Annotated in this window: 18 protein-coding genes; 11 read left to right on the top strand and 7 right to left on the bottom strand. The window is 72.7% G+C overall.

From position 1 onward, the window contains the following. The first annotated feature begins 176 nt into the window (after positions 1-176). The 9 genes from K1J60_RS40540 (at position 177) to K1J60_RS40500 (ending at position 10,466) form a co-directional block, all read left to right on the top strand. The gene (locus tag K1J60_RS40540; RefSeq protein WP_220650568.1) at positions 177-1,265 is read left to right on the top strand and encodes a PLP-dependent cysteine synthase family protein; all 1,089 of its coding nucleotides are present in this window, start codon (positions 177-179) and stop codon (positions 1,263-1,265) included. Then, entirely contained in the window at positions 1,262-2,347 is a 1,086-nt protein-coding gene (locus K1J60_RS40535) for a mandelate racemase/muconate lactonizing enzyme family protein (protein WP_220650567.1), read from the top strand. The genes K1J60_RS40540 and K1J60_RS40535 overlap by 4 nt, the downstream gene beginning before the upstream one ends. Next, on the top strand, positions 2,331-3,593 hold the full coding sequence (locus K1J60_RS40530) for an MFS transporter (RefSeq protein ID WP_220650566.1): 1,263 nt from the start codon (positions 2,331-2,333) through the stop codon (positions 3,591-3,593). Before K1J60_RS40535 ends, K1J60_RS40530 begins: the two co-directional genes overlap by 17 nt. Next, positions 3,590-4,381, top strand: a complete 792-nt coding sequence (locus K1J60_RS40525) for a class I SAM-dependent DNA methyltransferase (protein ID WP_220650565.1) — start codon at positions 3,590-3,592, stop codon at positions 4,379-4,381. Before K1J60_RS40530 ends, K1J60_RS40525 begins: the two co-directional genes overlap by 4 nt. Before the next feature lie 62 nt (positions 4,382-4,443). Further along, a complete protein-coding gene (locus tag K1J60_RS40520; RefSeq protein ID WP_220650564.1) occupies positions 4,444-6,030 on the top strand; it encodes an ABC transporter substrate-binding protein in 1,587 nt (528 codons plus the stop codon). Between the two features lie 62 nt (positions 6,031-6,092). Continuing rightward, a complete protein-coding gene (locus K1J60_RS40515) occupies positions 6,093-7,073 on the top strand; it encodes an ABC transporter permease (protein WP_220651927.1) in 981 nt (326 codons plus the stop codon). Next, positions 7,070-7,996 (top strand): ABC transporter permease, encoded by a 927-nt coding sequence (locus K1J60_RS40510; protein WP_398683968.1) that lies wholly within the window; start codon positions 7,070-7,072, stop codon positions 7,994-7,996. Before K1J60_RS40515 ends, K1J60_RS40510 begins: the two co-directional genes overlap by 4 nt. Next, positions 7,993-9,747: an ABC transporter ATP-binding protein gene (locus K1J60_RS40505; protein ID WP_220650563.1), complete on the top strand. Its 1,755-nt coding sequence runs from the start codon at positions 7,993-7,995 to the stop codon at positions 9,745-9,747. Before K1J60_RS40510 ends, K1J60_RS40505 begins: the two co-directional genes overlap by 4 nt. 143 nt (positions 9,748-9,890) lie before the next feature. Beyond that, positions 9,891-10,466, top strand: coding sequence for a hypothetical protein (locus tag K1J60_RS40500; RefSeq protein ID WP_220650562.1), 576 nt, complete (start codon positions 9,891-9,893; stop codon positions 10,464-10,466). Positions 10,467-10,621: 155 nt separating this feature from the next. Here K1J60_RS40500 and K1J60_RS40495 read toward each other — a convergent pair whose 3' ends face one another. Further along, on the bottom strand, positions 10,622-13,996 hold the full coding sequence (locus tag K1J60_RS40495) for a pyruvate carboxylase (RefSeq protein ID WP_220650561.1): 3,375 nt from the start codon (positions 13,994-13,996) through the stop codon (positions 10,622-10,624). Positions 13,997-14,232: 236 nt separating this feature from the next. Further along, positions 14,233-15,948, bottom strand: coding sequence for a serine/threonine-protein kinase (locus K1J60_RS40490; protein ID WP_220650560.1), 1,716 nt, complete (start codon positions 15,946-15,948; stop codon positions 14,233-14,235). A 311-nt stretch (positions 15,949-16,259) separates the two neighbouring features. On the opposite strand from K1J60_RS40490, the gene K1J60_RS40485 reads away from it, so the two are divergent. Together K1J60_RS40485 and K1J60_RS40480 are read left to right on the top strand one after the other, a co-directional pair. Beyond that, the gene (locus tag K1J60_RS40485; RefSeq protein WP_220650559.1) at positions 16,260-19,469 is read left to right on the top strand and encodes a family 78 glycoside hydrolase catalytic domain; all 3,210 of its coding nucleotides are present in this window, start codon (positions 16,260-16,262) and stop codon (positions 19,467-19,469) included. A 222-nt stretch (positions 19,470-19,691) separates the two neighbouring features. Further along, positions 19,692-21,452 (top strand): protein kinase domain-containing protein, encoded by a 1,761-nt coding sequence (locus tag K1J60_RS40480; RefSeq protein WP_259408128.1) that lies wholly within the window; start codon positions 19,692-19,694, stop codon positions 21,450-21,452. Positions 21,453-21,510: 58 nt separating this feature from the next. On the opposite strand, the gene K1J60_RS40475 is transcribed toward K1J60_RS40480, so the two are convergent. From K1J60_RS40475 to K1J60_RS40455, 5 genes are all read right to left on the bottom strand, one after another. Continuing rightward, positions 21,511-22,356: a MurR/RpiR family transcriptional regulator gene (locus K1J60_RS40475; RefSeq protein WP_220650557.1), complete on the bottom strand. Its 846-nt coding sequence runs from the start codon at positions 22,354-22,356 to the stop codon at positions 21,511-21,513. Positions 22,357-22,482: 126 nt separating this feature from the next. Beyond that, entirely contained in the window at positions 22,483-23,403 is a 921-nt protein-coding gene (locus K1J60_RS40470; RefSeq protein ID WP_220651926.1) for an ABC transporter substrate-binding protein, read from the bottom strand. A 27-nt stretch (positions 23,404-23,430) separates the two neighbouring features. Then, entirely contained in the window at positions 23,431-24,120 is a 690-nt protein-coding gene (locus K1J60_RS40465; RefSeq protein WP_220650556.1) for an ABC transporter permease, read from the bottom strand. Next, the gene (locus tag K1J60_RS40460) at positions 24,117-24,782 is read right to left on the bottom strand and encodes an ABC transporter permease (protein ID WP_033532706.1); all 666 of its coding nucleotides are present in this window, start codon (positions 24,780-24,782) and stop codon (positions 24,117-24,119) included. The genes K1J60_RS40465 and K1J60_RS40460 overlap by 4 nt, the downstream gene beginning before the upstream one ends. Further along, the gene (locus K1J60_RS40455; protein ID WP_259408127.1) at positions 24,779-26,002 is read right to left on the bottom strand and encodes an ATP-binding cassette domain-containing protein; all 1,224 of its coding nucleotides are present in this window, start codon (positions 26,000-26,002) and stop codon (positions 24,779-24,781) included. The genes K1J60_RS40460 and K1J60_RS40455 overlap by 4 nt, the downstream gene beginning before the upstream one ends. Positions 26,003-26,027: the final 25 nt, after the last annotated feature.

The raw sequence follows: 26,027 nt of genomic DNA, 5'->3' as shown, positions 1-26,027 counted from the left end.
CCGGCGGCCCGCCCGGCAGTTGATCCGACGGTCCGTCCGACAGCCGATCCGGCGGGCGGCCGGACAGCCGATCCGGTGGCCGGCCCGACAGCCGGTTCACCAGTCGATCCGGCAGCCGGTTCGCCGGTCGGTTCGCCAGTCGTGACGACGGCCGCTCTCGCGCCAGGAGTGGGCCGGTGACGTCGTCGACCGTTCTGCGTACCGTCGCCCGACCCGAGCTGCTGTCCCTCGTCGGACGGACACCGCTGGCGCGCATCACCGCGGATCTGCCCGGTCCGCAGCCGGGGTTCTGGGCCAAGCTGGAAGGGCTCGCGGCGGGCGGGATGAAGGCGCGGGCCGCCGTGTCCATGGTGCTGGGGGCCCGGGAGCGCGGAGAGCTGCGGCCCGGCGCACCGGTGGTGGAGTCGACGTCCGGCACGCTGGGCATCGGGCTCGCCTTCGCCGGGCAGGCCCTCGGCCATCCGGTCGTGCTGGTCGGTGACAGCGAACTGGAGCCGTCCATGCGGCAGTTGCTGCGCTCGCACGGCGTACGGCTGGAGCTGGTGGACCGCCCGGCAGCTCGGGGCGGCTGGCAGGCGGCGCGCCTCGCGCGGCTGCGGGAGCTGCTCGGCGAGCTGCCGGGGGCGTACTGGCCCGATCAGTACAACAACCCCGACAACACCGCCGGCTACGCCTCGCTCGCCGCCGAACTCGCCGTGCAGCTGGATCACTTGGACGTCCTGGTGTGCAGCGTCGGCACCGGCGGCCACAGCGCGGGCATCATCGGCCCGCTGCGCCGGCACTGGCCCGCGCTGCGCCTCATCGGCGTCGACTCCACCGGGTCGACGATCTTCGGCCAGCCGGCCCGGCCGAGGCTGATGCGCGGCCTCGGCAGCAGCATCCATCCGCGCAACGTCGCCTACGACGCCTTCGACGAGGTGCACTGGGTCGGCCCGGCGGAGGCCGTCGACAGCTGTCGCCGGCTCGCCCGCGGCAGCTTCGTCAGCGGCGGCTGGAGCACCGGCGCGGTCGCGCTCGTCGCCGCCTGGGCGGCCCGCGTCCACCCGGGCGCCGTCGTCGCCACCGTCTTCCCGGACGGCCCGCACCGCTACCTCGGCAGCGTCTTCGACGACGACTTCGCCACCACCCACGGCCTCGACCCGGCCTCCGCCGCCGCGCGGCCCGTCGAGATCCCCCATCCCCGCGCGGCCGAGGCCGTCGGCTGGGTGCGGTGCGGCAGGGTCGTCGACCCACTCGGGGTCCCCCATTCGGAAGAGAGACTGTGAAGGCAACCCAGCGCACCGTACGCCTCGAACTCACCGAGCCGCTGCGCATCTCCCGCTCCATCATGTCCGCGCGTGACGCGGTGTGGCTCACCGTGCAGGACGACGACGGGCTCCAGGGCCACGGTGAGGCCGTCACCAGCGTCTACTACGGCCTCGACGCCGCCACCCTGGGCCGCCTCCTCATGGACGCCGCCTCAAGACTGCGGCCGTTCCCCGATCCGGAGAGCGCCCTGGAGGCCCTGCGGAGCAGCGAACCGTCCGGTTCCACCGAGGTTCCCCCGGCCGTGACCGCCGCCGTCGACTCCGCACTCCTCGATCTCGTCGGCAAGCGGGCCAGGACCCCGGTGCACCGTCTGCTGGGTGCGCCGAGCGCGCCGGCGGCCGCGACCGCCCGGACCATCGGCATCACCTCGCCGGCCCGGGCCGCGGCCGCGGCGCGCCGCCTCGCCGCGAGCGGCTTCGAGGTCGTCAAGGTCAAGGCCGGAGCGCCCGACCCCGAGAGCGACGTCGCACGCGTACGGGCCGTCCGCGACGCCGCACCCGGGGTCCGGCTCCTGCTCGACCCCAACGGCGCCTGGACACCCGCGCAGGCGGACGCACTGCTGCCGCGCTTCGCGGAGCTGGGCGTGGAGGCGGTCGAACAGCCCGTCGCCCCGGGAGACCCGGAGGCGCTGGCCGCCCTGGCCGAGCGCTCTCCGCTGCCGGTCGTCGCCGACGAGGACGCCGTGGGGCTGGAGGACGTCCGGCGGCTGGCGGGACGGGTGCACGGGGTCAACGTCAAGCTCGCCAAGTGCGGCGGTGTCCACGCGGCGCTGCGGATCGCGGCGCTGATCGAGGGCACCGGGACCGAGTTGATGCTCGGCTGCCTCACCGCGAGCAGCCTCGGCCTCGCCCCGGCCGTCCACCTCGCCGACCGCGCCCGCTGGGTGGACCTCGACGGACACCTCCTGCTCGCCGACGACCCGTGGACCGGCATCGGCGGCACCGACGGCGTCGTACGGACGACCGACCTGCCCGGGCTGGGAGTTCGGCTCCGCGCGACCCACGAGACGGGGGAGACAAGCCGTGCAGACGTGGCATGAGATACGCCGCTTCCCGTTCGCGGTCCGCCTGCTGCTGGTCAACCAACTCGGCGTCAACATCGGGTTCTACCTGCTGATCCCCTACCTCGCCACGCACCTCACCGAGAACCTGGGCATGTCGGCGGCCGTCGTCGGCATCGTCCTGGGCGTCCGCAACCTCAGTCAGCAGGGTCTGTTCATCATCGGCGGCTCCGCCTCGGACCGGCTCGGCGCGCGGGGCGTCATCATCGCCGGGTGCGCCCTGCGGACCGTCGGGTTCGGACTGTTCGCGCTCGGCGACGGGCTGGCGGTACTGCTCGCCGCGTCGGTGCTCAGCGGACTCGCCGGGGCGCTGTTCAACCCGGCGGTGCGGGCGTATCTGGCGCAGGAGGCCGGGGAACGCAAGGCGGAGGCGTTCGCACTGTTCAACGTCTTCGCCACGACGGGCGCGCTGATCGGGCCGCTGCTGGGCAGTGTCCTGCTGCTGGTGGACTTCCGTACGTCGGCGCTCACGGCCGCCGGTGTCTTCGCCGCCCTCACCGTCGCCCAGGCCCTCGTCCTGCCGGCGCGGAAGGTCGAGCCGAGCGGCGGCGGTGTCCTCGGGGACTGGCGGGAGGTGCTCGGCAACCGGGCCTTCCTGGCCTTCGCGCTCGCCATGGTCGGCATGTTCACCCTGGAGAACCAGCTGTATCTGCTGCTGCCGGCCGGGGCCCGGGAGGCGACCGGCTGGGACGGGTCCGCCGGTCTCGTCTTCCTCGTCGGTACGCTCGCCAACCTCGCGCTTCAGCTGCGCATCACCAAAACGCTCAAGTCACGTGGCGACAGGGCCCGTTGGATCAGTGTGGGACTCGCCCTGACCGGTCTGGCCTTCCTGCCGCCCGCCATGGGAACCGCGCTCGGCGCCTCCGGCTGGAGCGCCGCCGTCCCCGTCCTCCTCGGCGCGCTGCTCCTCTACCTCGGTCTCATGGTGGCCTCGCCGTTCGTCATGGAGCTGATCCCACGCTTCGGCCGACCGGAACTGACCGGCACGTACTTCGGGATCTTCTACGTCGTCTCCGGCGTCGCGGCCGCCGTCGGCAACACCGTCGTCGGGTGGGCCATGGACACCGGGGAGCGCGGCGGTCACGCGTGGCTGCCGTGGGTGTGCTGTGCCCTGTTCGGTCTGGTGTCGGCGGCCGGTGTCCGTCGGCTGCACCGGTCGGGGGCGCTGCCCCCGAACCCCGAAGCCGTGGTTCCCGCCACGGCGGGTGAGAGGAGCAGCGCATGACGAACGCCAACCTCCTCACCGACAATCCTGAGCTGTACGAGGCCCGCTTCCCCGATCCCGGACGACTGGCCGGACGCTGGGCCGAGGACTGTCTGCGGCGCCACGGGGCCGGACCGCGGGTCCTGGACATGGGTTGCGGCACCGGACGCGACGCCGCCCACCTGCACCACGTCGGCCGTACGGTGACCGGCGCCGACCTCTCCGAGGCAATGCTCGCCCACGCCCGCGCCCGGTATCCCGGTCCGGCGTACGTACGGGCCGATCTGCACGGCTTCGACCTGGGCCGGGCGGCCTTCGACGCGGTCGTCTGCCTGGACAGCTCCCCGCTGTACTGCCACACCAACGACCAGCTCGACGGCTTCCTCTCCTCCTGCCGCCGGGCAATGGCACCCGGCGGACTGCTGGTCGCCGAGATGCGCAACGGCGCCTACTTCCTGGGCCGTACCGACCTGCTCGGCACCCCGGCCGTCAACGCCTTCACCTGGCAGGGCACCGCCTACCGGTCCACCACCACCCTCACCGTGGACCGCACGGCCCAACTGCTGCGCCGCACCCGGGTCTGGACCTCGGACGACGGCGCTCCCCCCGTCGAACAGCGGTCCGCCTGGCGGTTGTTGTTCCCGCAGGAGCTGCGCCACCTCCTGACCGCACGCGGCTTCGAGGTGCTCGAACTGCACGACGGGCCGGGCCCGCGCACCGAACCGCCGTGGCGGGAGGGCCGGTTGCCCGGCCGAACGGCGGACGCGGACCGTCTGCACGTCGTCGCGCGCCTCGCCTCCACCCCCTGATCCCTCCCCCCTGATCCCTCCACCCCCACGATCCCGCTTCCCACCGAACCCAAGGAACCCTCATGCACGACGAACGTTTCCCCGGTCTGCGCCGACGCGGCTTCCTCGCCGCCACGGGCGCCGCCACCCTCGGCGCGCTCGCCCTGACCGCGTGCGGCGCGGACGGCACCGACCCCGGGGCGAGCGGCGACGACGGGACCCCCAAGCGGGGCGGACGGCTGCGCGCCGCGTTCGCGGGCGGCGGCGCGAGCGAGACCCTCGACCCGCACCTGGCCAACCTGTTCGCCGACGTCGCCCGCGCCAAGGCCCTCTACGACAAGCTCGCCGACTACGGCGCCGATCTGTCGGCGCGCCCCCGCCTGGCCGCCAAGTGGGAGCCGAACAAGACCCTGGACCGCTGGCAGGTCACCCTGCGCGAGGCCACCTTCCACGACGGCTCGCCCGTCACCGCCAAGGACGTCCTCTACAGCTACCGCCGGATCGCCGACCCCGAGAAGGCGTTCCGCGCGAAGGCGTCCCTGGAGCCCATCGACCTCGACGCGAGCCGGGCCACCGGTGAACGGGGCATCGAGTTCGTGCTGAAGCGGCCGACCGCGGAATTCCCCAACGTGCTGGCCGCGTTCGGCGCGTACATCGTGCCGGAGAACGCCGGGAGGAACGCCGCCGACTTCGACAGGAAGCCGATCGGCTCCGGACCCTTCCGCTTCGTCTCCTTCTCCCCCGGCCGCTCGGCCGTGTTCCGCCGCTACGACGCCTACTGGGAGGGCGCGCCGCACCTCGACGAAGTCGAGTTCGTCGTCGCCAACGAGGAGTCGGCCCGGGTCAACGCGCTCCTCGGCGGTCAGGTCGAGTACGCCCACGAGCTCAACCCCACCACCGCCCGCGCCCACGAGGGCAAGGGGCAGATCGAGATCGTCCGGCTGCGGGGCAGCGCCATGCAGGCGTTCTGCATGAAGACCGACCGGCCGCCCTTCGACGACAAGCGGGTCCGGGAGGCGTTCTTCCTGATCGCCGACCGGCAGGAGCTCGTCGACGGCGCCCTGTCCGGCGCGGGCGTCGTCGGCAACGACCTGTTCGGCAAGGGCTACGAGTACTACGCCGCCGACCTCCCGCAGCGCGAGCAGGACCTCGACCGGGCCCGGGCCCTGCTGAAGCAGGCCGGCGCGGAGAAGCTGAAGGTCACCCTGGACACCTCCGCCGTGGCCGCCGGGTTCACCGAGGCCGCCAGCATCTTCAAGGACCAGGCCGCGAAGGCGGGCGTCACCGTCGAGGTGCGGATGGGCAGCAAGGACTCGTACTGGAGCGACATCCTCGACTCCGGCACCCTCGCCTGCTACCGGTCAGGTGCCATGCCCATCGAGGCCCACATCTCGCAGCGGCTGCTCACCGACTCCACCACCAACGCCACCAAGTGGCAGCACAAGGACTTCGACGCCCTCTACCAGCAGGCCCAGTCGACGCGGGACAAGGCACAGCGAGCCGCCGTCTACGAGCGGATGCAGCGCCGGCTGTACACCGAAGGCGGCTTCCTGATCTGGGGGTTCGCCGACTGGATCCTCGGAACGGCCAAGACGGTGAAGGGAGTGGAGACCAAGGCCCCCGCCAACACGCTCGACTGGGCACGCTTCGACAAGGTGTGGCTCACGTGACACCCGCTCAGAGCGTCCCGGCGGGGCGTGGGGAACCGGACGAACGGCCTCGGCGGGGCCGGATCCGCACGACGATCCGCCGCAGCGCCTCCCGGGGAGCGTCCGCCTTCGTCGTGCGGCGGCTGCTCCTCGGTGTCGCGCAGACCGTGGCCGTCGTGCTGCTGGTCTTCGCGCTCACCGAGGCGCTGCCGGGCGACGCCGCGGTCGCGCTGGCCGGCGACCAGCCCGACCCGGCGCGCATCGCCGCCATCCGTGAGGCGATGCACCTCGACCGGCCGGTGCACGAACGGCTGGCCGACTGGGCGACGGGTCTGCTGCACGGCGACTTCGGCACCTCGCTGACCTCCGGCCGCCCGGTCGCCCGGTACATCGCCGACGGCTTCGGGCCGACCCTGCTGCTCGCCGCACTCACCGTGGCACTGCTCGTCCCGCTCGGCTTCGGACTCGGCGTGCTGGCCGCCCGCCACGAGGGCGGCCCGGTCGACCGCCTCGTCAGCTCGCTGACGCTCGCCGTGTACGCGGTCCCCGAGTTCGCCCTCGGGGTCCTGCTGGTGACCGTGTTCGCGCTGAAACTGGGCTGGCTGCCGCCGACCGCCGTCGGCTACGGCACCGACCTCCTCGCCCACCCGGCCGCCCTCGTCCTGCCCGTCCTCGTCCTGCTCTCCCGTCCCGTGTGCTCCCTCGTCCGGCTGGTCCGGGCCGGCATGATCGACGCCCTCGCCTCCCCGTACGTCGCCCACGCCCGGCGGTACGGCGTTTCCGGCGCCCGCGTCCGCTACGCCCACGCCCTCCCGAACGCCCTCGCCCCCGCCGCCCAGCAACTCGCCCGCACCATCGACTGGTTGCTGTGCGGTGTCATCGTCGTGGAGGCCCTCTTCGTGATCCCCGGACTCGGCACCGTCCTCCTCAACGCCGTCGCCGAACGCGATGTCCCCGTCGTCCAGGGGCTCGCCGTGGTCTTCGGCGTCCTGACTGTCGTGCTCAACCTGGGCGCGGACGTGGTCGCCCGACGGCTGGCGCCCCGGGCGGGGGTGGCGGCGTGACTGCGGCCACGGACGTCGACCCGCCCGGCACTGCTGCCGTCCCGCGCACCCGGCGTCGGCCCACGGGCCGTTTCGCGCTCGGCCTCGCGGTCATCGCCGTCCCCCTCGTCCTCGCCCTGCTGGGACCGGTGTTCGCAGGGGAACCGAGCACACGGGCGCCCTCCTTCACGCTCGGCGACGGGCACTGGCTCGGCACGGACTTCGTGGGCCGGGACGTATGGCAGCAGGTGCTCCACGGCGGGCGGCCGGTCGTGCTGACCGCGCTCGGCGCCGGAGCGCTGGCCTATCTCGTCGCCCTGCCGGTCGGTCTCGTCGCCGCGCTGACGCACCGGCGTTGGCTGGAGGAACTGCTGATGCGTCCGCTGGACATCCTGATCGCCGTCCCGTCGCTGCTGCTGATCCTGCTGGTCGCGTCGGTCCTCACCACCGGAGCCGTCGGTCTCGCCCTGCTCGTCGCGCTGGTCAACGTGCCCGACGCGGCGCGCCTCGTGCGCGCCGCCGCCACGGAGGCCGCCGCCCGTCCGGTCGTCGAGGCGCTCCGTCTCCAGGGCGAGAGCTGGTGGCGCACGGCCGTCGGCTATGTCGGCCGGACGATCCTGCGCACCCTCGGCGCCGATGCCGGCACCCGGCTGACCGGGGTGCTGTACCTGGTCGCCACTGCGGCCTTCCTCGGCGTCGGCGTGACCCCGGACGCCGCCGACTGGGCGGTGATGGTCGACCGCAACCGCACGGGCCTGTTCGTGCAGCCCTGGGCCGTGGTCGTCCCCGCCCTGCTGATCGTCGCGCTCACCACGGGCACGAACCTCCTCTTCGACGCGGCGCTGGAGAAGCCCGGCGGGCGCGGTGGGCACGGTGGGCCCAGCCGGATCACCAGGATCAGCCGGACCGGTGGCCGACAGGCACGGAAGGAACGACGTTCGTGACGCGGTACGACGACGAGAGCGGCACGGCCGCCCCGGAACCCCTCGCCGAACTCACGGACCTTCGGGTCGAGGTGGGCGGGCGGGCGATCGTCGACGGGGTGAGTCTGCGGGTGCTGCCCGGCAGGGTCACCGCGCTGGTGGGTGCGTCGGGCAGCGGGAAGACGACCACCGGGCTGGCGCTGCTCGGCGAGTTCCCGGTGGGCGCACGCGTCACCGGCGAGGTCCGGTTGGCGGCCGAGGGGCTCGGCGGGCCCGCGGGCCTCGTCGGGTACGTGCCCCAGCATCCGGCCTCCGTCCTCAACCCCGCCCGCCGGATCGGCGCCCTGCTGACCGACATCGCCCGCCCACGGGTACGTCATCTGCCGCGCGGCCTGCGCAGGGCAGCCGCTCGGGCCCAGGTGCTCCGAGCGCTGGCCGACGCCCGACTCCCGGACGCCGAGACCCTGTTGCGCCGCCATCCGCACCAGCTCTCCGGCGGTCAGCAGCAACGCGTGGTCCTCGCCCAGGCCCTCCTGCTCGGCGCCCGGGTCGTCGTCGCCGACGAGCCCACCACCGGCCAGGACGCGCTGACCAAGAGCCTCGTCGTCGCACAGCTCGCGACGATCGCGGCGCGCGGCATCGCGATCGTCCTGCTCAGCCACGACCTCGACGTCGTCCGCTCGCTCGCCGACGAGGTCCATGTCATGCGGGCGGGGCGTGTCGTGGAGTCGGGACCGACACAGCACGTCTGGTCGGCGCCCCGGCACGAATGGACCCGTCGGCTTCTGGCCGCCCAGGTTTCGCTCACCGAACATTCGCTCACCGACCCTGGCGCCACGGACGAGGGGGCAGGACGTGAGAGGGGAACGCGGACAGGCGCGAGAGCGGCCTCGGGGACGACGACGGGCTCGGGCGAGCGAACGGCGACCACGCGCGGCGAGCGCGAGCGAACCGCGACCACGCGCCGTGACCGACCGGTGCTGCGCGTACGTGACCTCGTCGCCCGCCACCGCGACGGCTCACGCGATGCCACGGTGACCGTGCGCGCCCACGAACTCGACCTGAGCGCGGGGCAGTTGCTGGCTGTCGTCGGCCGCTCGGGCAGCGGCAAGACCACTCTGGCCCGCTGCCTCGCGGGACTTCACCGCGACCACGACGGCGAGGTCCTTCTCGACGGCACGCCGCTGCCCCGCAGCCTGCGCGACCGCACCCGGGGGGAGTTGGCGGCCGTGCAGTACGTCTTCCAGGACGCACGCGCCGCGTTCGACGAGCACCGCCCGGTCCTGCGGCAGGTCGCCCGCACGGCGGTCCGGCTGCGCGGAGTCGACGCCGGGACCGCCGAGACCGAGGCGCTGGCGACCCTGACCCGCCTGGGCCTCCTGCCGGAACTGGCACACCGGCTCCCCGCCCAGCTGTCGGGCGGCGAACTCCAGCGCGCGGCCCTGGCACGCGCGCTCCTCGCCCACCCCCGCGTCCTGATCTGCGACGAGATCACCTCGGGCCTGGACACCGTCAGCCGGCGCGGCATCCTCGACGTCCTCACGGGCCTGCTCGGCGCCGGCGAGGACGCCGGAACAGCCCCCGCCGCACCGGCGCTGGTCCTGATCACCCACGACCTGGAGACCGCCTCGGTCGCCCATCGCATCGCCGTCATGGACGCGGGGGAGATCGTCGAGCAGGGCCCCGCCCGGCGGCTCCTCACCGCCCCGCGGCACGCCTTCACGGCCTCGCTCCTCGCCACGGTGGCCCGGCCGCCCGTCCCCCAAGGGTGAGGTTGGCGTCAACGGATCGTCCCGACGGCTCACCCCTCGGGCCGTCACGGCACCGCCCGGACCCGCGCACCCCGTATAAAGGGACGTGTCCCGCGAATGCGGAGCAACAGGGCGTGCGGGCGCACGAGTTGAAAGGCTGACGTATGGGCACGGGCAGGGGCCGGTTCGGCGTCGCGGCGGTGGCGTCCCTGGCATGGGCGCTCACCGGCTGCGGCGGGGACGGCGTTCGGGACGACCGCTCCGACGGCAGGGACAGGTCACCGTCGGAGGCGAAACAGCAGCCGACGACGACACCGGCCTCCGCGACAGCCGCCGAGGCCGAGGCGGAAGCCGACGACGACGGCAGGACCGGAAGCGGAGACGGAGACAGGGGCGACGCCCCCGACCCCAAGGGCGACCGCGACCGCGACGGTGGACGAGGCGCTGCCGACGGCACCGGCACCGGCACCGGCACCGGCACCGAGGCATGCTTCGACGGCCGGTGCGAACTCACCGTGTCCGAGCCGCTGTCCGTCGAGGTCGACAGCCGGTTCGGCGTCGGCGATCTCCGCGTCACGAAGGTCACCGAGGACACCGTCGTGCTCCGGTCCTCGGGGGCGGGCACCCGCCTCAGCTCATCGGTCGGCGAGGGCGGCACCGGCGGCCTCAACGGCCTCGGCTTCCGTGTGAAGTCCCTCGAAGGCGGCACGGCGGTGCTGGAGTTCTTCCCCCGCGCCTGATCCGGCCGAGCACGCGGAGAGCCATGGCCGGCCGGCGCCGACATCGGGCACCGACGAACAGCCGAGGCGTCCCGCCGCATCCATGGCGTGGGCGCCTCGGCCTCGTCCGGTGCCGGAGGATCCTCGTCCGGTGCCGGTCGATCCTCGTGCGGGTGTCAGACGATCTCGACGAGCAGGTCGCCGCCCTCCACCTGCTGGATCTTGTTGATGGCGAGACGGGAGACCCGGCCGGCCTTCGGGACGGTGATGGTGGCCTCCATCTTCATGGCCTCGATGGTGGCGACCGTGGCACCGGCCGCGACCTCGTCGCCCTCGGCGACCGCGAGTGTGACCACACCGGCGAACGGGGCGGCGACGTGCCCGGGGTTGGAGCGGTCGGCCTTCTCGGTGACGGGGATGTCGGTGGAGGCGGCCTTGTCGCGGATCTGGATCGGCCGCAACTGGCCGTTCAGCGTCGACATCACCGTGCGCATACCGCGTTCGTCCGCCTCGCCGACGGCCTCCAGCCCGATGAGGAGCCGCACACCGGGCTCCAGGTCGACGGCGTACTCCTTGCCGGGGCCGAGGCCGTAGAAGAAGTCCTTGCTGTCGAGGACGCTGGTGTCGCCGTACGTCTGACGGTGGGTCTCGAACTCGCGGGTCGGGCCGGGGAAGAGCAGCCGGTTGAGGGTGGCGCGGCGGTCCTTCTCCAGTCCGGCGCGGTCCTCGGCGTTCAGGTCCTGGACGGGCTTGGCGTCGGCGCGGCCCTGGAGGGCCTTGCTGCGGAACGGCTCGGGCCAGCCGCCGGGCGGGGTGCCCAGCTCGCCGCGCAGGAAGCCGATGACGGAGTCCGGGATGTCGAACCGGTCCGGCGTGGCCTCGAAGTCGGCGGGTGCCACTCCGGCGCCGACGAGGTGCAGCGCGAGGTCGCCGACCACCTTGGAGGAGGGCGTGACCTTCACCAGGTGGCCGAGGATGCGGTCGGCGGCGGTGTACATCGCCTCGATGTCCTCGAAGCGGTCGCCGAGGCCGAGCGCGACGGCCTGGGTGCGCAGGTTGGAGAGCTGGCCGCCAGGGATCTCGTGGTCGTAGACACGGCCGGTCGGGGAGGCGAGGCCCGCCTCGAAGGGGGCGTAGATGCGGCGGACGCTCTCCCAGTAGGGCTCCAGGTCGCCGACGGCACGCAGGTCGAGGCCGGTGGGCCGGTCGGAGTAGTCGGTCGCGGCGACGATCGCCGACAGCGACGGCTGCGAGGTGGTGCCCGCCATGGAGGCCACGGCCCCGTCGACGGCGTCGGCGCCGGCCTGGATCGCGGCGAGGTAGGTGGCGAGCTGGCCGCCCGCCGTGTCGTGGGTGTGGATGTGCACCGGCAGGTCGAACTCGCGGCGCAGGGCGGAGACCAGCTTCGTGGCGGCGGGGGCGCGCAGCAGTCCCGCCATGTCCTTGACAGCGAGGACGTGGGCGCCCGCCTCGACGATCTGTTCGGCGAGCCGCAGGTAGTAGTCGAGCGTGTAGAGCTGCTCGGCGGGGTCGGAGAGGTCGGAGGTGTAGCAGAGGGCGACCTCGGCGACGGCCGTGCCGGTGGCGCGTACGGCGTCGATGGCGGGCCGCATCTGGCCCACGTCGTTGAGCGCGTCGAAGATCCGGAAGATGTCGATGCCGGTCTCGGTGGCCTCCTGGACGAAGGCGTCGGTCACCTCGGTCGGGTACGGCGTGTACCCGACGGTGTTGCGGCCGCGCAGCAGCATCTGGAGGCAGATGTTGGGCGCGGCGGCACGGAAGGCGGCCAGCCGCTCCCAGGGGTCCTCGGCGAGGAAGCGGAGGGCGACGTCGTAGGTGGCGCCGCCCCAGCACTCCAGGGAGAGCAGCTGCGGGAGCGTCCTGGCCACCACGGGGGCCACGGCGAGCATGTCCTTGGTGCGGACCCGGGTGGCGAGCAGCGACTGGTGGGCGTCGCGGAAGGTGGTGTCGGTGACGCCGATGGTGGGTGACTCGCGCAGCCAGCGGGCGAAGCCCTCGGGACCGAGCTCGACGAGCTTCTGCTTGGAGCCGGCCGGGGGTTCGCTCGTGGTGGGCCGCGGCAGCTTGGTGGACGGGTCGATCAGGTCGGGGCGCGGGCCGTGGGGCTTGTTGACCGTCACGTCGGCCAGATAGGTGAGCAGCTTGGTCCCGCGGTCGGCGGAGTGCCGGGAGGTGAGCAGGTGCGGGCGCTGCTCGATGAACGAGGTGGTGACCTGGCCCGCCTGGAAGTCCGGGTCGTCGAGGACCGCCTGGAGGAACGGGATGTTCGTGGCCACGCCCCGGATCCGGAACTCGGCGACCGCGCGGCGGGCCCGGTTGACGGCGGTGGTGAAGTCCCGGCCCCGGCAGGTCAGTTTGACCAGCATGGAGTCGAAGTGGGCGCTGATCTCCGTACCGGCGTGGGTGGTGCCGCCGTCGAGGCGGATGCCGGAGCCGCCGGGCGAACGGTAGGCGCTGATGCGGCCGGTGTCCGGGCGGAAGCCGTTGGCGGGGTCCTCGGTGGTGATACGGCACTGGAGGGCCGCGCCGCGCAGGGTGACGGTCTCCTGGGAGAGTCCGAGGTCGGCGAGGGTGGCCCCGGCGGCGATCCGGAGCTGGGACTGCACGAGGTCGACGTCGGTGACCTCCTCGGTGACCGTGTGCTCGACCTGGATACGGGGGTTCATCTCGATGAAGACGTGGTTGCCGTCGCGGTCGAGGAGGAACTCGACGGTGCCCGCGTTGCGGTAGCCGATCTCGCGGGCGAAGCGGACGGCGTCGGCGCAGATGCGGTCGCGCAGGGCCGGGTCGAGGTTCGGGGCGGGCGCCAGCTCGATGACCTTCTGGTGGCGGCGCTGCACCGAACAGTCGCGTTCGAAGAGGTGGATGACGTCGCCGTGGCCGTCGGCGAGGATCTGCACCTCGATGTGGCGGGGCTCGACGACGGCCTTCTCCAAGAAGACGGTCGGGTCGCCGAAGGCGGAGGCCGCCTCGCGCGACGCGGCCTCGATGGACTCGCGCAGCGCCGCCGGATCCTCGACGCGGCGCATTCCGCGACCGCCGCCGCCCGCGACGGCCTTCACGAAGACCGGGAAGCCGATCTCGTCCGCGGCGCGGACCAGTTCGTCCACGTCGGTGGAGGGCTCGGAGGAGCCGAGGACCGGTACGCCGGCGGCACGGGCGGCGGCGACCGCGCGCGCCTTGTTGCCCGTCAGCTCCAGGATGTGGGCGCTGGGACCGACGAAGGTGATGCCGGCCTCCTCGCACGCGCGGGCCAGCTCGGGGTTCTCGGACAGGAACCCGTAGCCCGGGTAGACGGCGTCGGCGCCCGCCAGCCGGGCGGCGCGCATGATCTCCTCGACGGAGAGGTACGCCCGCACGGGGTGCCCCGGTTCGCCGATCTCGTAGGCCTCGTCGGCCTTGAGCCGGTGCAGCGAGTTGCGGTCCTCGTGGGGGAAGACGGCGACCGTCCGCGCACCCACTTCGTAGCCGGCGCGGAACGCGCGGATCGCGATCTCGCCACGGTTGGCGACCAGTACCTTGCGGAGCATCCCTGATCCCTTCGAGCTGCCATGAGGACACCATGGTTTCGGCAATGATGCCGTTACACCACAAGAAACGTGTCACTCAGTGCCATGTGAGCCCAGTCACTTCCTGAGTCCAGACTGTACGATCATCGGACATTCCACCCGGTCGGTGCGCCCGAGGACAGTCGTGTCCGCGCGGCCTGCCGGTTTCCGTGTGACCCTCAGTGCCACGCGAGCCGCCGGATCGCACCGAATCCCCGTCAGCTCCCCACCGCGAACTGGCTGCCCGTCTTCTCGCCGTCGTCGGTCCGTGCCGCCGCGACACAACGGAAGACCCGGAGCCCGTCGGCCCACTCGGCCGCGCTCGGCGGAATGAGGTCGACGCTCCACTCCCCGGCGACCCGGCGACCCTCGGGGGCCATCGACGCGGACATGACCTTCTGGGAGCAGAGCGTCTTCACATCGGGGTGCTTGATCAGGTCGCGGGCGTTGTTGGTCTGGCCGTCCTTCGGCAGGGGGGCGATGGCGAAGGTCTCCCACACGTGCTTGGCCTGGCAGTCGGCGCGGCTGACCGTGACGATGCCGGAGATGTCGACGATCCCGCTCCAGCACTCGGGGGTCTCGACGCATCGGCCGCCCACGCCGTCGACCTCCGTCGCGGGACAGTTCTCGGTGGTGGTCGCCGCCCCGAACCCCGAGGTGCCCTTGTCGTCGGCGGCCCCGGCGGACGGTGACGCGGCGGCGGACGAGAGGGAGCCGTCCGTGCCGCCCTCCCGCCGGTCGTCGCCCTGGTAGGTCACCACGGTGACCGACACGCTCACGGAGACGGCCACGGCCGCGAACGCGGCGATCAGCACCGGCCGGCGCCGCGCCGCACCCTTGCGTCCACGATCGCCACCGTCGCCACCGGGCCCGGGAACGACGGTCGTACCGCCCGCCCCACCCGATCCGCCCGGCCCGGGGACCACGGTCGCCCCTCCCCCGCTCGTCGGCGCGTCCCCGTACGGCGGCGCGTCCCCGTACGGCGGCGGCATCGTCGTGGGCGGCGCGACCGCGTACGGCGGCATCGTCGTGGGCGGCCCGCCCCGGTACGCCGGAACCGTCGGCATGGCGGGCGCCGGGCCGAAGCCACCGCCGCCGCCCAGGTCGACGGTGTCGAGGTCGACCGCGACGAGCGCGTCACGGAACGCGCCGGCGTCGGACAGGCGGTGGGCGGGGTCGGCGGCGAGGGCGTGGCGGAGCGCCGTGTTGAAGGCGGGCGGCAGTCCCGGGATGTCGGCGTAGGGCCAGGTGTGGCGGACGATCAGCTCGGCGAGGCTGAGTTGCGTGCCGTCCTCCGGGTAGTGCGGCGGGCGTCCGCACAGCAGGGCGTAGACGGTCGCGGCCAGGGAGTACACGTCGCCCGCCGGGCTGGGGTCCGTCATGCGGAAGGCCTCGGGCGGCGCGTACGCGGGGGTCAACGCCTCCCGGGTCACGGACAGTTCGCGTCCGGGCCGGGGCATGGCGGCGAGGCCGAAGTCGGTGAGGGCGACGCCCCCGTACCGGTTGACCATGACGTTGCCGGGCTTGATGTCGCGGTGCAGCACCCCGGAGGCGTGCGCGGCGGCCACCGCGTCGGCGAGGCCCACGCCGATGTCGCGCGCCTCCTTGGCCGGGAGCGCGCCCTGGCGGTGCAGCCGGTCGCCCAGGGAGCCGCCGGGGCACAGCTCCAGCACCATGTAGGGGCGGTTGTCGGCGAGGACCCCGGCGTCGTACACCGGGACCACATGGGGGTGTCCCGACAGCTGCCCGGCGGCCGTGACCTCCCGCAGGAAGCGTTGCCGGTCGCGGGGTGTGGAGAGCACCCTGCTGTCCACCTTGAGCGCGACCTCCCGGCCCACGGCCAGTTGCCGGGCCCGGTACACCGTGGCGAACCCGCCCTGGCCCAGGACTTCCTGGATCTCGTAACCGGGCAGGTCCGTTCTCTCGGGCCCCATGGTTGCCGTACCCCCTGCGCACAGCCCCGGCCAGGACATCCGGCCGAGGTGAGGCGGACTCTAGCCGAGCCCGGTGGCGATGGAAGGCCGGGGGCGTCCGGCTGCCTCTCATCGCCCTGTCAGGCGGCAGTCGGCCCTCACACCGGTTAAATCGTTTCAATCCCAAGGATTCACTGGCGCCCCAACCATTGACCGGATTCCGCGCGGAACCATAACCTCCGGGCAATCACGCTGAAACCTTTCAGGGCTTCACGGGCTTCCACCCTCCCACCCCCTCCCACCCGCCGAACCCCCCGATCCGAAGGTGCACCATGGCACGCGACTTCTCACGGCGAAGACTTCTCCAACTCGGCGGCACCGTGACCGCCTCCGTCGTCCTGTCCGGGCCCCGGGCCTTCGCCGCCCCCGGGCCGGGAGCCGTGGTCACGGCCGCCGGGCAGCCGCCCGCGCCCACCGGAACGCTCACCGATCTGCTGCCGCGGGCCCTCGGCACGAGCGCCGGGACCGGCCCCCGCTTCAGCTGGCAGGTGCCGGACTTCTGCGCCGGCACCGTGCAGCGGGCCTACCAGCTGCAACTGGCGGCCACCCCCGACGGTTTCGAGGACGACGAGCTGGTGTGGGACTCCGGCAGGCGGAAGTCGGCCGACTGCACGGCCGTCCCCTACGACGGCCCGCCGCTGAAGCCCCGTACGGCCTACTGGTGGCGGGTCAGCAGCTGGGGCGAGAAGCGGTCGGCCTGGTCGGAGCCGGCCCTGCTGGCCACCTCGGTCGAGGACGAGTGGGAGGCGAAGCCGATCTGGGCGCCGGCCGGGCCGGTGATGACCGACGGCACCCTCACCGTCCGCGTCAGGATCAGCGCGGTGGCCGCCGGACTGTGGTTCCGGGCCACGAACACCGCCAACAACTACCTGTGGCAGCTGCGCGCGGGCACCACCGGTGTGCTGCGCAAGCACGTCTGCGTGGGCGGCACGTACACCGTGCTCGGCGAGGTGCGGCTGCCGTTCGCGGTCACCGCCGGGGAATGGGTGGACGTGAGCGTCACCATGACCGGTTCGACCTTCACCACCACCGTGAACGGCACCGTGGTCGACACCACCACCGACAGCCGCTACGCCTCCGGCAACATCGGTCTGCGCAACGGCCTCACCGAGTCCCAGACCTACGACCGGGTGACCTTCACGGCCACCGACGGCACGGTCCTCCTCGACGACGACTTCGCCTCCGACAAGGGCACCTTCACCGTCGGCACGGTCTCCGGCGGCGTCCTCACCTTCCCGGCCGGCGCCTCCTCGCTCTCCTCCTACGGGGCTGACGACACCTGGGCGCTGCTGCGCCACGAGTACGACACGAAGCCCGGCCGGGAGATAGCCGCGGCCGTCCTCTATGTGGCGGCCACCTCGCCCGATCCCGCCCGGCAGTACGTCGCGAAGGTGTGGAGCAACGGCCGCGCCGTCGGCTACGCGTCCGTCCGCTCCGGCACCGGAACGGCCTACCAGGCCTTCGACGTGACCTCCACCCTGCGGTCCGACGGGCAGCCCAACGCGCTGGCCGCGCTGTGCTGGACCACCTCGCAGCAGAAGTTCCTGGCCCAGCTGGAGATCACGTACACCGACGGCAGCCGCTCGACCGTCGCCTCCGGGGACCACTGGAAGGCGCGCCGCCAGGCCGGGCTGCTGCCCGCGAAGGGCAGCGCGGGCAGCAGCTACTTCACCGTTCCTCAGGAGTACTGGGACCTGCGCCGCGAGCCGGTGGGCTGGACGAAGCCCGGCTTCGACGACGGCGACTGGCTGGAGCCGGTCGTCCGCACGGCGATCGACGGTCTCGTCCCCGCGCTGATCGAGGCGGTGCGGCCGCACGACGTCACCCCCGCCTCCGTCACCGAGGTCGCCGAGGGGCGCTGGCTGGTCGACCTGGGCCGGGAGATCGTCGGCGGCCTGGCCCTGGAGGTCACCGGCGAGGCGGGCGACACGGTCGAGGTGCGGCTCGGCGAGGAGCTGAACGCGGACGGCACCGTCCGGTACCAGTTGCGCGCCACCAACACCTACCGCGAGGTGTGGACCCTGCGCGACGGCGAGCAGCGCTTCGAGCACTGGGGCTACCGCGGCTTCCGCTGGGCCGAACTGCGCACCACGCTCGACCTGTCGGAGGCGGTGGTCACCGGCCGCGCCTGGAAGCTCGACTGGGACGACTCGCACGCCTCGTTCCGCAGCTCCGACGCCGACCTGGACCGGGTCTGGGAGCTGTGCCGCTACTCCATCGAGGCCACCCGGGGCGACCTCTATACGGACACGCCCACCCGCGAGCGAGGCCCGTACGAGGGCGACGCGCTGATCAACCAGCTCTCGGAGTACGGCGTCCAGCGCTCCTACGCCCTCGCCCGCTTCTCGAACGACTATCTGGTCCGCAAGGGCACCTGGCCCACCGAGTACCGGCTAATGTGCGCGATCTCCGCGTGGGAGGACTACCTCGCCACCGGCGACGACCGGCAGCTCGCCAAGGACTACGACCTGCTGACCGCCAAGAACCTCACCTCGTACCTGGACTCCGACGGGCTGGTCCGCAAGGCGCCCGGCAGCACCAGCCAGAACCTCGGCGATCTGGTCGACTGGCCGACCGCCAGCCGTGACGGTTACGTGTTCACCAACGTCAACACGGTCGTCAACGCCTTCCAGTACGCGGCCTTCGAGGCGCTCGCCGAGTGCGCCGCGGCCCTCGGCAAGGACGCCGACGCGACCGCCCTGCGCGGCCGGGCCGACACCCTCGCCACCGCCATGCGCGCCACCCTCCTCGACAGCGCGGGCGGGCGCTTCCTCGACGGTGTCGGCACCGCGCACAGCGCCCAGCACGCGACCGCCTTCCCGGTGGCACTCGGTGTCGCGGACGCGCTGGACGAGGAGGTGCGGGCCAGACTGGGCGACACCCTCGCGGCGGGCGGCATGAAGGTGAGCGTGTACGGGTCGCAGTTCCTGCTCGACGCGCTGTTCCGACTGGGCCGCTCCGACGCCGCGCTCGCCCTGCTCACCTCCACGGCGACCAACTCGTGGCTGCACATGCTGGACGCGCTGAGGGCGACGATCGTCACGGAGGCGTGGGACCCGGCGCTGAAGTCCAACATGACGCTCTCGCACGCCTGGGCGTCCGCTCCCGCCAACGCGGTGGCCCGGCACGTTCTCGGCGTCCAGGTCAGCGAGCCCGGTGCGGCCGCGTTCCGCATCCGGCCGAGGACCGGGTCGTTGACGGAGGTCGAGGGGACGGTGCCCTCCGTGCGCGGGCCGGTGTCGGTCCTGGTGCGGCGGTCCGAGGACGCGCACACCACCCGGGTGACCGTGCCGCCGAACTCCCGTGCCCTCGTGGAGGTCGAGATCGGGGACGCCGACCCGACGGCGTACCGGGTGAAGGGCACCACGCCGGGCGGAGAGGGCCGCGTACGGGTCGAGTCCTTCACCGATCTCACGGGCACGGTGCTGCGGATCGGTCCGGTCGGCTCGGGCACGACGGAGGTGCGACGCACCGACGCGTGAGTCATCCAGGGAGCCGGAAGTGACCGAACCCATGACCGCGAGCCCTCGCTGAGCTAGCCTCAGCCTTCTGGGGGCGAACTGACGTACGCCAAAAGTTCTTTCGGGGGTGTTGTGTCAGACCAGCGGCCGGTCCCACCGGGTTCAGCGGACAGGGCTCCGGCGCTGCGGGAGGCGGGGGCACTGCCGCTGCGTCCCGGCGACCCGGAACGGATTGGTCCGTATGTGCCGCAGGGGCTGCTCGGCAGCGGCGGTATGGGGCGCGTCTATCTGGCGCGCCCCGCCGACGGCGGCCCCGACCTCGTCGCGGTGAAGGTGATCCGGCCCGAGTACGCGGAGGACGTGCGGTTCCGCCGCCGGTTCGAGCAGGAGGCGTCGGTGCACAGCCGGGTGCGGACGCCGCGCATGCCGCGCCTGGCCGGGACGGGTTTCCGGGACGAACTGCTGTGGATGGCGACCGAGTTCCTGCCGGGGCTCGATCTGGCGGCGGCCGTGCACGAGGACGGTCCGCTGCCCGTCGACGCCGTCCGGCGGCTGGTGGCGGAACTGGGACAGGCCCTCGCCGACCTGTCCGCCGCCGGAATCGTGCACCGGGACCTGAAGCCGTCCAACGTCCTGCTGTCCGCGCGGGGCGCGCACGTCATCGACTTCGGTATCGCCAAGGCCGCCGACGCGAGCGCCATCACCGGCACGGGCAACCGGGTCGGCACCCCGGCCTACATGTCGCCGGAGTATCTGCGCACGGGCGCCTGCGACACGGCCTCGGACGTGTTCTCGCTGGCCTGCTCGCTGGTCTTCGCGGCGACCGGCAGCGCCCCGTTCGGTGACGGCACCGGCGTCGACGTCATGCACCGGGTCGCCTTCGAGGAGCCCAACCCGAAGGTGCTCGCCGAGATCGCGGCGGCCGACGCCACGCTCGCCGCCCTGCTCGGCGCCTGTCTGGCCAAGGAGCCAGGACAGCGGCCGACGCCTGAACAGCTGATCGAATCCGCCGCGTCCGTCCCCGTCGAGCCCGAAGCCGCCGCGCCCCGCCCCGGCGAGCCCGAGTCCGTCTGGCCCGAGGCCGCCTCGTCCGACTCACCGGCCTCCGAGGGGGCCCGACCGCCCGCTGCCTTCGACTGGCCCGAACCGCTGGGCGGGAGGATCCTCGCCCGGCAGCGGGCCTACGAGACCCTGCGTCGCCTCCCCCTCGAACAGCCCGGCCCCGGACGGGCCGGACAGGCTCCGGCGACCGACCCGCCGCCGAGTCCCCCCGCCGAGGCCTCGGCCCGGCCCTTACCACCGGCACCGCCCCGCTTCCGGTTCCGCCGCAGGCGCGTGCTGGTCGGGGCCGCCGGTGTCGCCGTCTGCACGGCGACCGCCGGTGTCGTCGTCCTCACCCTGCTGAGCCCCTCCACCACCACCGCCTCGCCGCAGCGGGGTACGACGCGGTCCGCGGACGCCCTCCTCCCCGACGACGACGCCTCGGTGTCGGCGGCCTCGGGCCAGGAGGGTGCGGGCGCCGCCCCGGACGGCGGATCGAGCGACTCGGAGGTGTCCGGCGCGGACGACCGGACCTCTGCCGACGGCGATTCCCGGCGCCCAGACGGGACCGCCACCGGCTCCGGCCCGGGTACGGGCACGGGCACGGGCACGGGCACGGACGACGACCCGGACACCGGTTCGTCCGCGCCCACCCCCGGGAGCAGCGCCCCCACCGAGCCGTCCCAGGAGCCGACCGACCCGTCCACCGAGCCCTCGACCCCGGCCTGGCTCACGGACTGCACGTACTACTACGGCAACGGACGCACCCGCCTCGGGGACAGCGGCGACCGCGTCCTCCAGGCGCAGTGCATGCTGAGCAAGCGGGGCTACAGCCTCGACGTGGACGGCGAGTTCGACGCCGACACGGAGGCCGCGGTGCAGAGCTTCCAGCAGGACAAGGGGCTCGCGCTCGACGGTGTCGTACGGCCGCCCGTCTGGAAGGCGTTGCGCTCCACCGAGTGAGCCGCGCCGCCGGGTCGCTCGGGGTGCCGGGTCCGTCCGTCGGCGCGGACGTGACCCGTCACTCGACGAACAGGCCGCGCGCGGCGGCCCGCAGGTCGAAGTCCTCCAGCCGGGCCTGAGCGTCCGGGAGGGCGTCGCACATCGTCTCCAGGAGGACCTGGCCCAGCAGCTGGGGAGCGCCGGCGGTGTCGAAGACCAGATCCGTGCCCACGGCGGCGGGGAGCAGCAGGTCGCTGTGGGCGGCCACCGGGGCGAAGGTGCCGTCGGCGACGGTCACCACCGTCAGGCCGACGCCCCGGGCGTGGGCGAGTGTGTCGAGGAGTTCCCGCGGGTGCCGGGGCAGCGCGAAGCACAGCAGCGCGCTCGCGCCGGCGCGGCGGGCGGCGTCGACGCGGTCGGCGAGCAGGGAGCCGCCCTCGTCGAGGAGTCGTACGTCGGGGTGGACCTTCGCCGCGAAGTAGGCGAAGCCGCGTGCCTGGGCCGCCGAGGCGCGCAGGCCGAGCACCGGGAGGGGCCGGGAGGCGGCGAGCAGACGGCCGGCGCGTTCGACGGGTTCGGGGTCCGTGAGCAGCGACGCCAGGTGTCGGAGATTGTCGATCTCGGCCTGTACGGCACGTTGGTAGGGGTTGGTGGGACGCTCGTCGAAGCCGTGCCCGGTGGGTGCGACGGCCCGCAGGTGGTCGCGCAGGGCCGGATAGCCGTCGAAGCCGAGGGCGGCCGCGAAGCGGGTCACCGACGGCTGGCTGACCCCGGCCACGCGGGCCAGCTCCACGCTGGACAGGTAGGGCACGTCCGCGGCCTGCCGGACCAGGCAGTGCGCGATGCGGCGCTGTGTCGGGGTGAGCCGACGGCCCTCGAAGAGCCGTTCGAGCCGCGCGGCAGCGCCGACGGCGGCGTCCGTCATACGGTCCTCCAGCCGGTCGTCGTGCCCGGTCCCCTCCCTCTGCCCGGCAGGGTGCTCGCTGCGTGGTGCCGGGCAGGGTCGGGGCGGACGGTCATGGTGGGGCCGAGCCGGTCGGCTCCGCCCGGTTCAGCTCACGAGACCGGCGGAGGTCAGCCAGTCCTCGGCGACGGTGTCGGCGTCCTCCTTGTCGTTGACCAGCTTCTTCATCATCTCCAGCAGGTCCTCGGTGGTGAGCTTGGCGGAGACGGCGTTGAGCGCCTCCTTCGCCTTGTCGTCCACCGCGGCCTTGTAGACGAGCGGGGTGACGTTCTGCGAGGAGAAGAGGTTCTTCGGGTCCTCCAGGACCACCAGCTTGTCCGCGACGATGGCGGGGTCTGTGGTGTACAGGTTGGCGGCCTGCACCTTGTCGTCCTTGAGCAGCTTCACCAGGGTGCTCTGGGCACCCGCGTCGAGCGGCTGGAACTTGCCGAACTTGACGCCGTAGACCTTCTCCAGGCCCACGCCGCCCTGCACGCGGGTCTTGAACTCCGACCCGGCGCCGAGCGTCAGGTCGCCCGCGACGGGCTTGAGGTCGGCGAGGGTCTTGAGGTCGTACTTGGCTGCGGTCTCGGCGGTGACGGTCACCGAGTCCTTGTCCTCGGCCGCGGCGGAGTCGAGGATCTCCACCGACGAGGGGAGCTTCTCCTTCAGTTCGGCGTTGATGTCCTCGGTGCTGGTGGCGGTGCTGTTCTTGTCGACAGCCACCGACAGCAGTGCGCCGTTGTACTCGGGGAAGACGCTGATGCCGCCCTTGACGACCTGGTCGTAGTAGACCTCGCGGGCCCCGATGTCGAACTTGCGGGTCACCTTCAGGCCCTTGTCCTCCAGGGCCTGCGCGTAGATCTCGGCGAGCAGCTGGTTCTCGGGGAAGTTCGCCGAGCCGACGACGATCGACTTGCCGCTGCCGTCGCCGCCGTCGGTCAGCGGGTTGTCGTCGCTGTCGCCGCCTCCGCCGCAGGCGGTCAGGGTCAGCGCGGTGATGAGGCCGAACACCGCGCCTCGGTACATGCCTCGCATGGAATGTTCCTCTCTGGTTCAGGACTTCGACGCCGAGACCCTGAGGCCCGGCGAGACGACGACGCGTCGCAACGCGGTGAACACGATCTGGACGACGAGCGCGAGGACGACGACGACCGTGGAACCGCCGATCACCAACTCGTAGTCGTTGCGGGAGAGTCCGTCGACGATGTAGCGGCCCAGGCCGCCCAGGCCGGGATACGCGGCGACCGTCGCGGTGGCCACGACCTGGATCGCGGCGACCCGCAGGCCCAGGAGGATCAGGGGCAGCGCCATCGGCACCTCGACCCGGGTCAGGACCTCCCACGCGGTCATGCCGACGCCGCGCGCGGCGTCCCGCGTGGCGGGGTCCACGCCCCGTACGCCCTCGAAGGTGTTGATCAGGATCGGCGGTACCGCGAGGGCGACGAGAGCGACCAGGACGGGCGCGGTGCTGAGTCCGGCGAGCGTGACGACGAGGACGACCAGGCCGAAGGTGGGGATCGCGCGGGCGAGGTTCGCCACGCTGGCCACGGCGAAGGCGCCCCGGCCGGTGTGCCCGACGAGCAGTCCGGACGTCAGCCCGATGAGGGCGGCGAACAGCAACGACAGTCCGCTGTAGGTGAGATGCTCCAGGAGCCGCTGGGGGATGCCCTCGTCGCCGTGCCACTGCGCCGAGGAGGTCAGCCAGTCCCCCACGAGCTCCATCTGGTTCAGGAAGTCGTTCATGCGGACGTCACCTTGTTCCGGGACCACGGGGTGAGCAGTCGTTGCGCCAGGACCAGCAGCGCGTCGGTGGCGAGCGCCAGCAGCATGATCAGGACGATCGCGGTGACGATCGGGGTGGGGAAGTCGAGTTGGAGGCCGCGGGTGATGTAGTAGCCGAGGCCGCCCTGCCCGATCAGCTGTCCCACGGCGACGAGGCTGATGGAGGAGACCGCGGCGACGCGTACGCCGGCGATGACGACGGGGACGGCGATCGGCAGCTCCACCTGGACGACTCTGCGTACGGCGCCGAAGCCCATCGCGGTCGCCGCGAGCCGGACGGGTTCGGGGACCGAGGCGAGTCCGTCGACGACGTTGGGGACCAGCACGGACAGGGTGTAGAGCGTCAGCGGGATCATCACGGTCTGTTCGGTCAATCCCGTGTACCGGACGAAGATCATGAACAGGGCGAGCGACGGGATCGAGTACAGGATGTTGGACACGGTCAGCACCGGCGGGTAGAGCCAGCGCCAGCGGTGGCACAGGATGCCGAGCGGCACGGACACGATCAGTCCGAACAGCACGGGCAGCAGGCCGAGTCGGAGATGGATGCCGGTGTACTCGGCGAGTTCTCCGGTGTGATCGGCGATCCACTGCCACCGGACGAGCGGTTCGTCCCCGGTCATCGGTCGACACCGCCCTGGGTTTCGGCGGCTGCGGGCTTGTCTTCGGCTGCGGGCTTGTCGACGGCCAGGGTCTTCGGCGTCGGCGCCCCGGCCGAATCCTCCGAACCGGCCGCGCCGACCGATCCGTTCGAACCGGCCGCGGTCGCCGCGGTCGAGAGTTCGTGCGCGTCCACGACTCCGGCGACCGCGCCCTCCGCGTCGACGGCGACGGCGAGACGGGCGGGCGAGAGGAGAGCCGAGTCGAGGGCGGCTCGTGCGGAGTCACCGGCCAGGCTGAACGTGTGGCCGAGGGGGGTCAGGGGGGCGTCGGCGAGAGTGCCGGTCGACGGGAGGCCGGCGGTGGCGGCCCAGCCGAGCGGCCGGCGTGCTTCGTCGACGACGAGCACCCAGGGCGCGTCCGCCGCCCGCGCCTCGGCGACGGGAGCCCCGGACGGCAGCACCGGGCCGTCGCGCAGCGGCAGTCGGGCCGCGTCGACGAAGGAGAGCCTGCGGATGCCCCGGTCCTGGCCCACGAAGTCGGCCACGAAGTCGTCGGCGGGGCTGCCGAGCAGCCGCTCGGGGGTGTCGAACTGGGCGAGTCTGCCGCCGGTGCGGAACACCGCGATGTTGTCGCCGAGCCTGATCGCCTCGTCGATGTCATGGGTGACGAACACGATCGTCTTGTGGAGCTCCTTCTGCAGCCGGACGAACTCGGCCTGCAACTCCGCACGCACGATCGGGTCGACGGCGCTGAACGGCTCGTCCATCAGCAGCACCGGCGGGTCGGCGCCCAGCGCCCTGGCCACTCCGACGCGCTGCTGCTGCCCGCCGGAGAGCTGGTTGGGGTAGCGCTTGGCCATCTCGGCGGGCAGACCCACGAGTTCGAGCAGTTCCGCGGCCCGGGCCCGTGCCTTCTTGCGGCCCCAGCCCAGCAGCAGCGGAACCGTGGCTATGTTGTCCAGGATCGTGCGATGCGGGAACAGTCCCGCGTGCTGGATCACATATCCGATGCCCCGGCGCAGTTCGGGCGCGTTGACCTCCCGGATGTCCCGGCCGCGCAGGCTCACCGTGCCGGTGGTCGGCTCCACCATGCGGTTGATCATGCGCAGGGTGGTGGTCTTGCCGCAGCCGGAAGGACCGACCAGGACCGTGATGCCGCCCTCGGCCAGCTCCAGGGACAGGTCGTCCACCGCTGTCGTGCCGTTGGGATACTTTTTGCTCACCGCGTCGAATCTGATCAAGACTGCCCCTTACCCGACTACATAT

This window comes from Streptomyces akebiae, from assembly GCF_019599145.1.
GTDB lineage: Bacteria > Actinomycetota > Actinomycetes > Streptomycetales > Streptomycetaceae > Streptomyces > Streptomyces akebiae.
The sequence above is the reverse complement of the archived record's forward strand: the minus strand, read 5'-3'. Positions and strand labels throughout refer to the sequence as shown.

What these genes read in the sequence shown, in the direction of transcription:
- K1J60_RS40490 (WP_220650560.1), bottom strand. Translation starts at nt 15,948, where the DNA reads ATGGGGCCCGAGAGAACGGACCTGCCCGGTTACGAGATCCAGGAAGTC.
- K1J60_RS40525 (WP_220650565.1), top strand. Translation starts at nt 3,590, where the DNA reads ATGACGAACGCCAACCTCCTCACCGACAATCCTGAGCTGTACGAGGCC.
- K1J60_RS40520 (WP_220650564.1), top strand. Translation starts at nt 4,444, where the DNA reads ATGCACGACGAACGTTTCCCCGGTCTGCGCCGACGCGGCTTCCTCGCC.
- K1J60_RS40500 (WP_220650562.1), top strand. Translation starts at nt 9,891, where the DNA reads ATGGGCACGGGCAGGGGCCGGTTCGGCGTCGCGGCGGTGGCGTCCCTG.
- K1J60_RS40485 (WP_220650559.1), top strand. Translation starts at nt 16,260, where the DNA reads ATGGCACGCGACTTCTCACGGCGAAGACTTCTCCAACTCGGCGGCACC.
- K1J60_RS40460 (WP_033532706.1), bottom strand. Translation starts at nt 24,782, where the DNA reads ATGACCGGGGACGAACCGCTCGTCCGGTGGCAGTGGATCGCCGATCAC.
- K1J60_RS40470 (WP_220651926.1), bottom strand. Translation starts at nt 23,403, where the DNA reads ATGTACCGAGGCGCGGTGTTCGGCCTCATCACCGCGCTGACCCTGACC.
- K1J60_RS40475 (WP_220650557.1), bottom strand. Translation starts at nt 22,356, where the DNA reads ATGACGGACGCCGCCGTCGGCGCTGCCGCGCGGCTCGAACGGCTCTTC.
- K1J60_RS40495 (WP_220650561.1), bottom strand. Translation starts at nt 13,996, where the DNA reads ATGCTCCGCAAGGTACTGGTCGCCAACCGTGGCGAGATCGCGATCCGC.
- K1J60_RS40465 (WP_220650556.1), bottom strand. Translation starts at nt 24,120, where the DNA reads ATGAACGACTTCCTGAACCAGATGGAGCTCGTGGGGGACTGGCTGACC.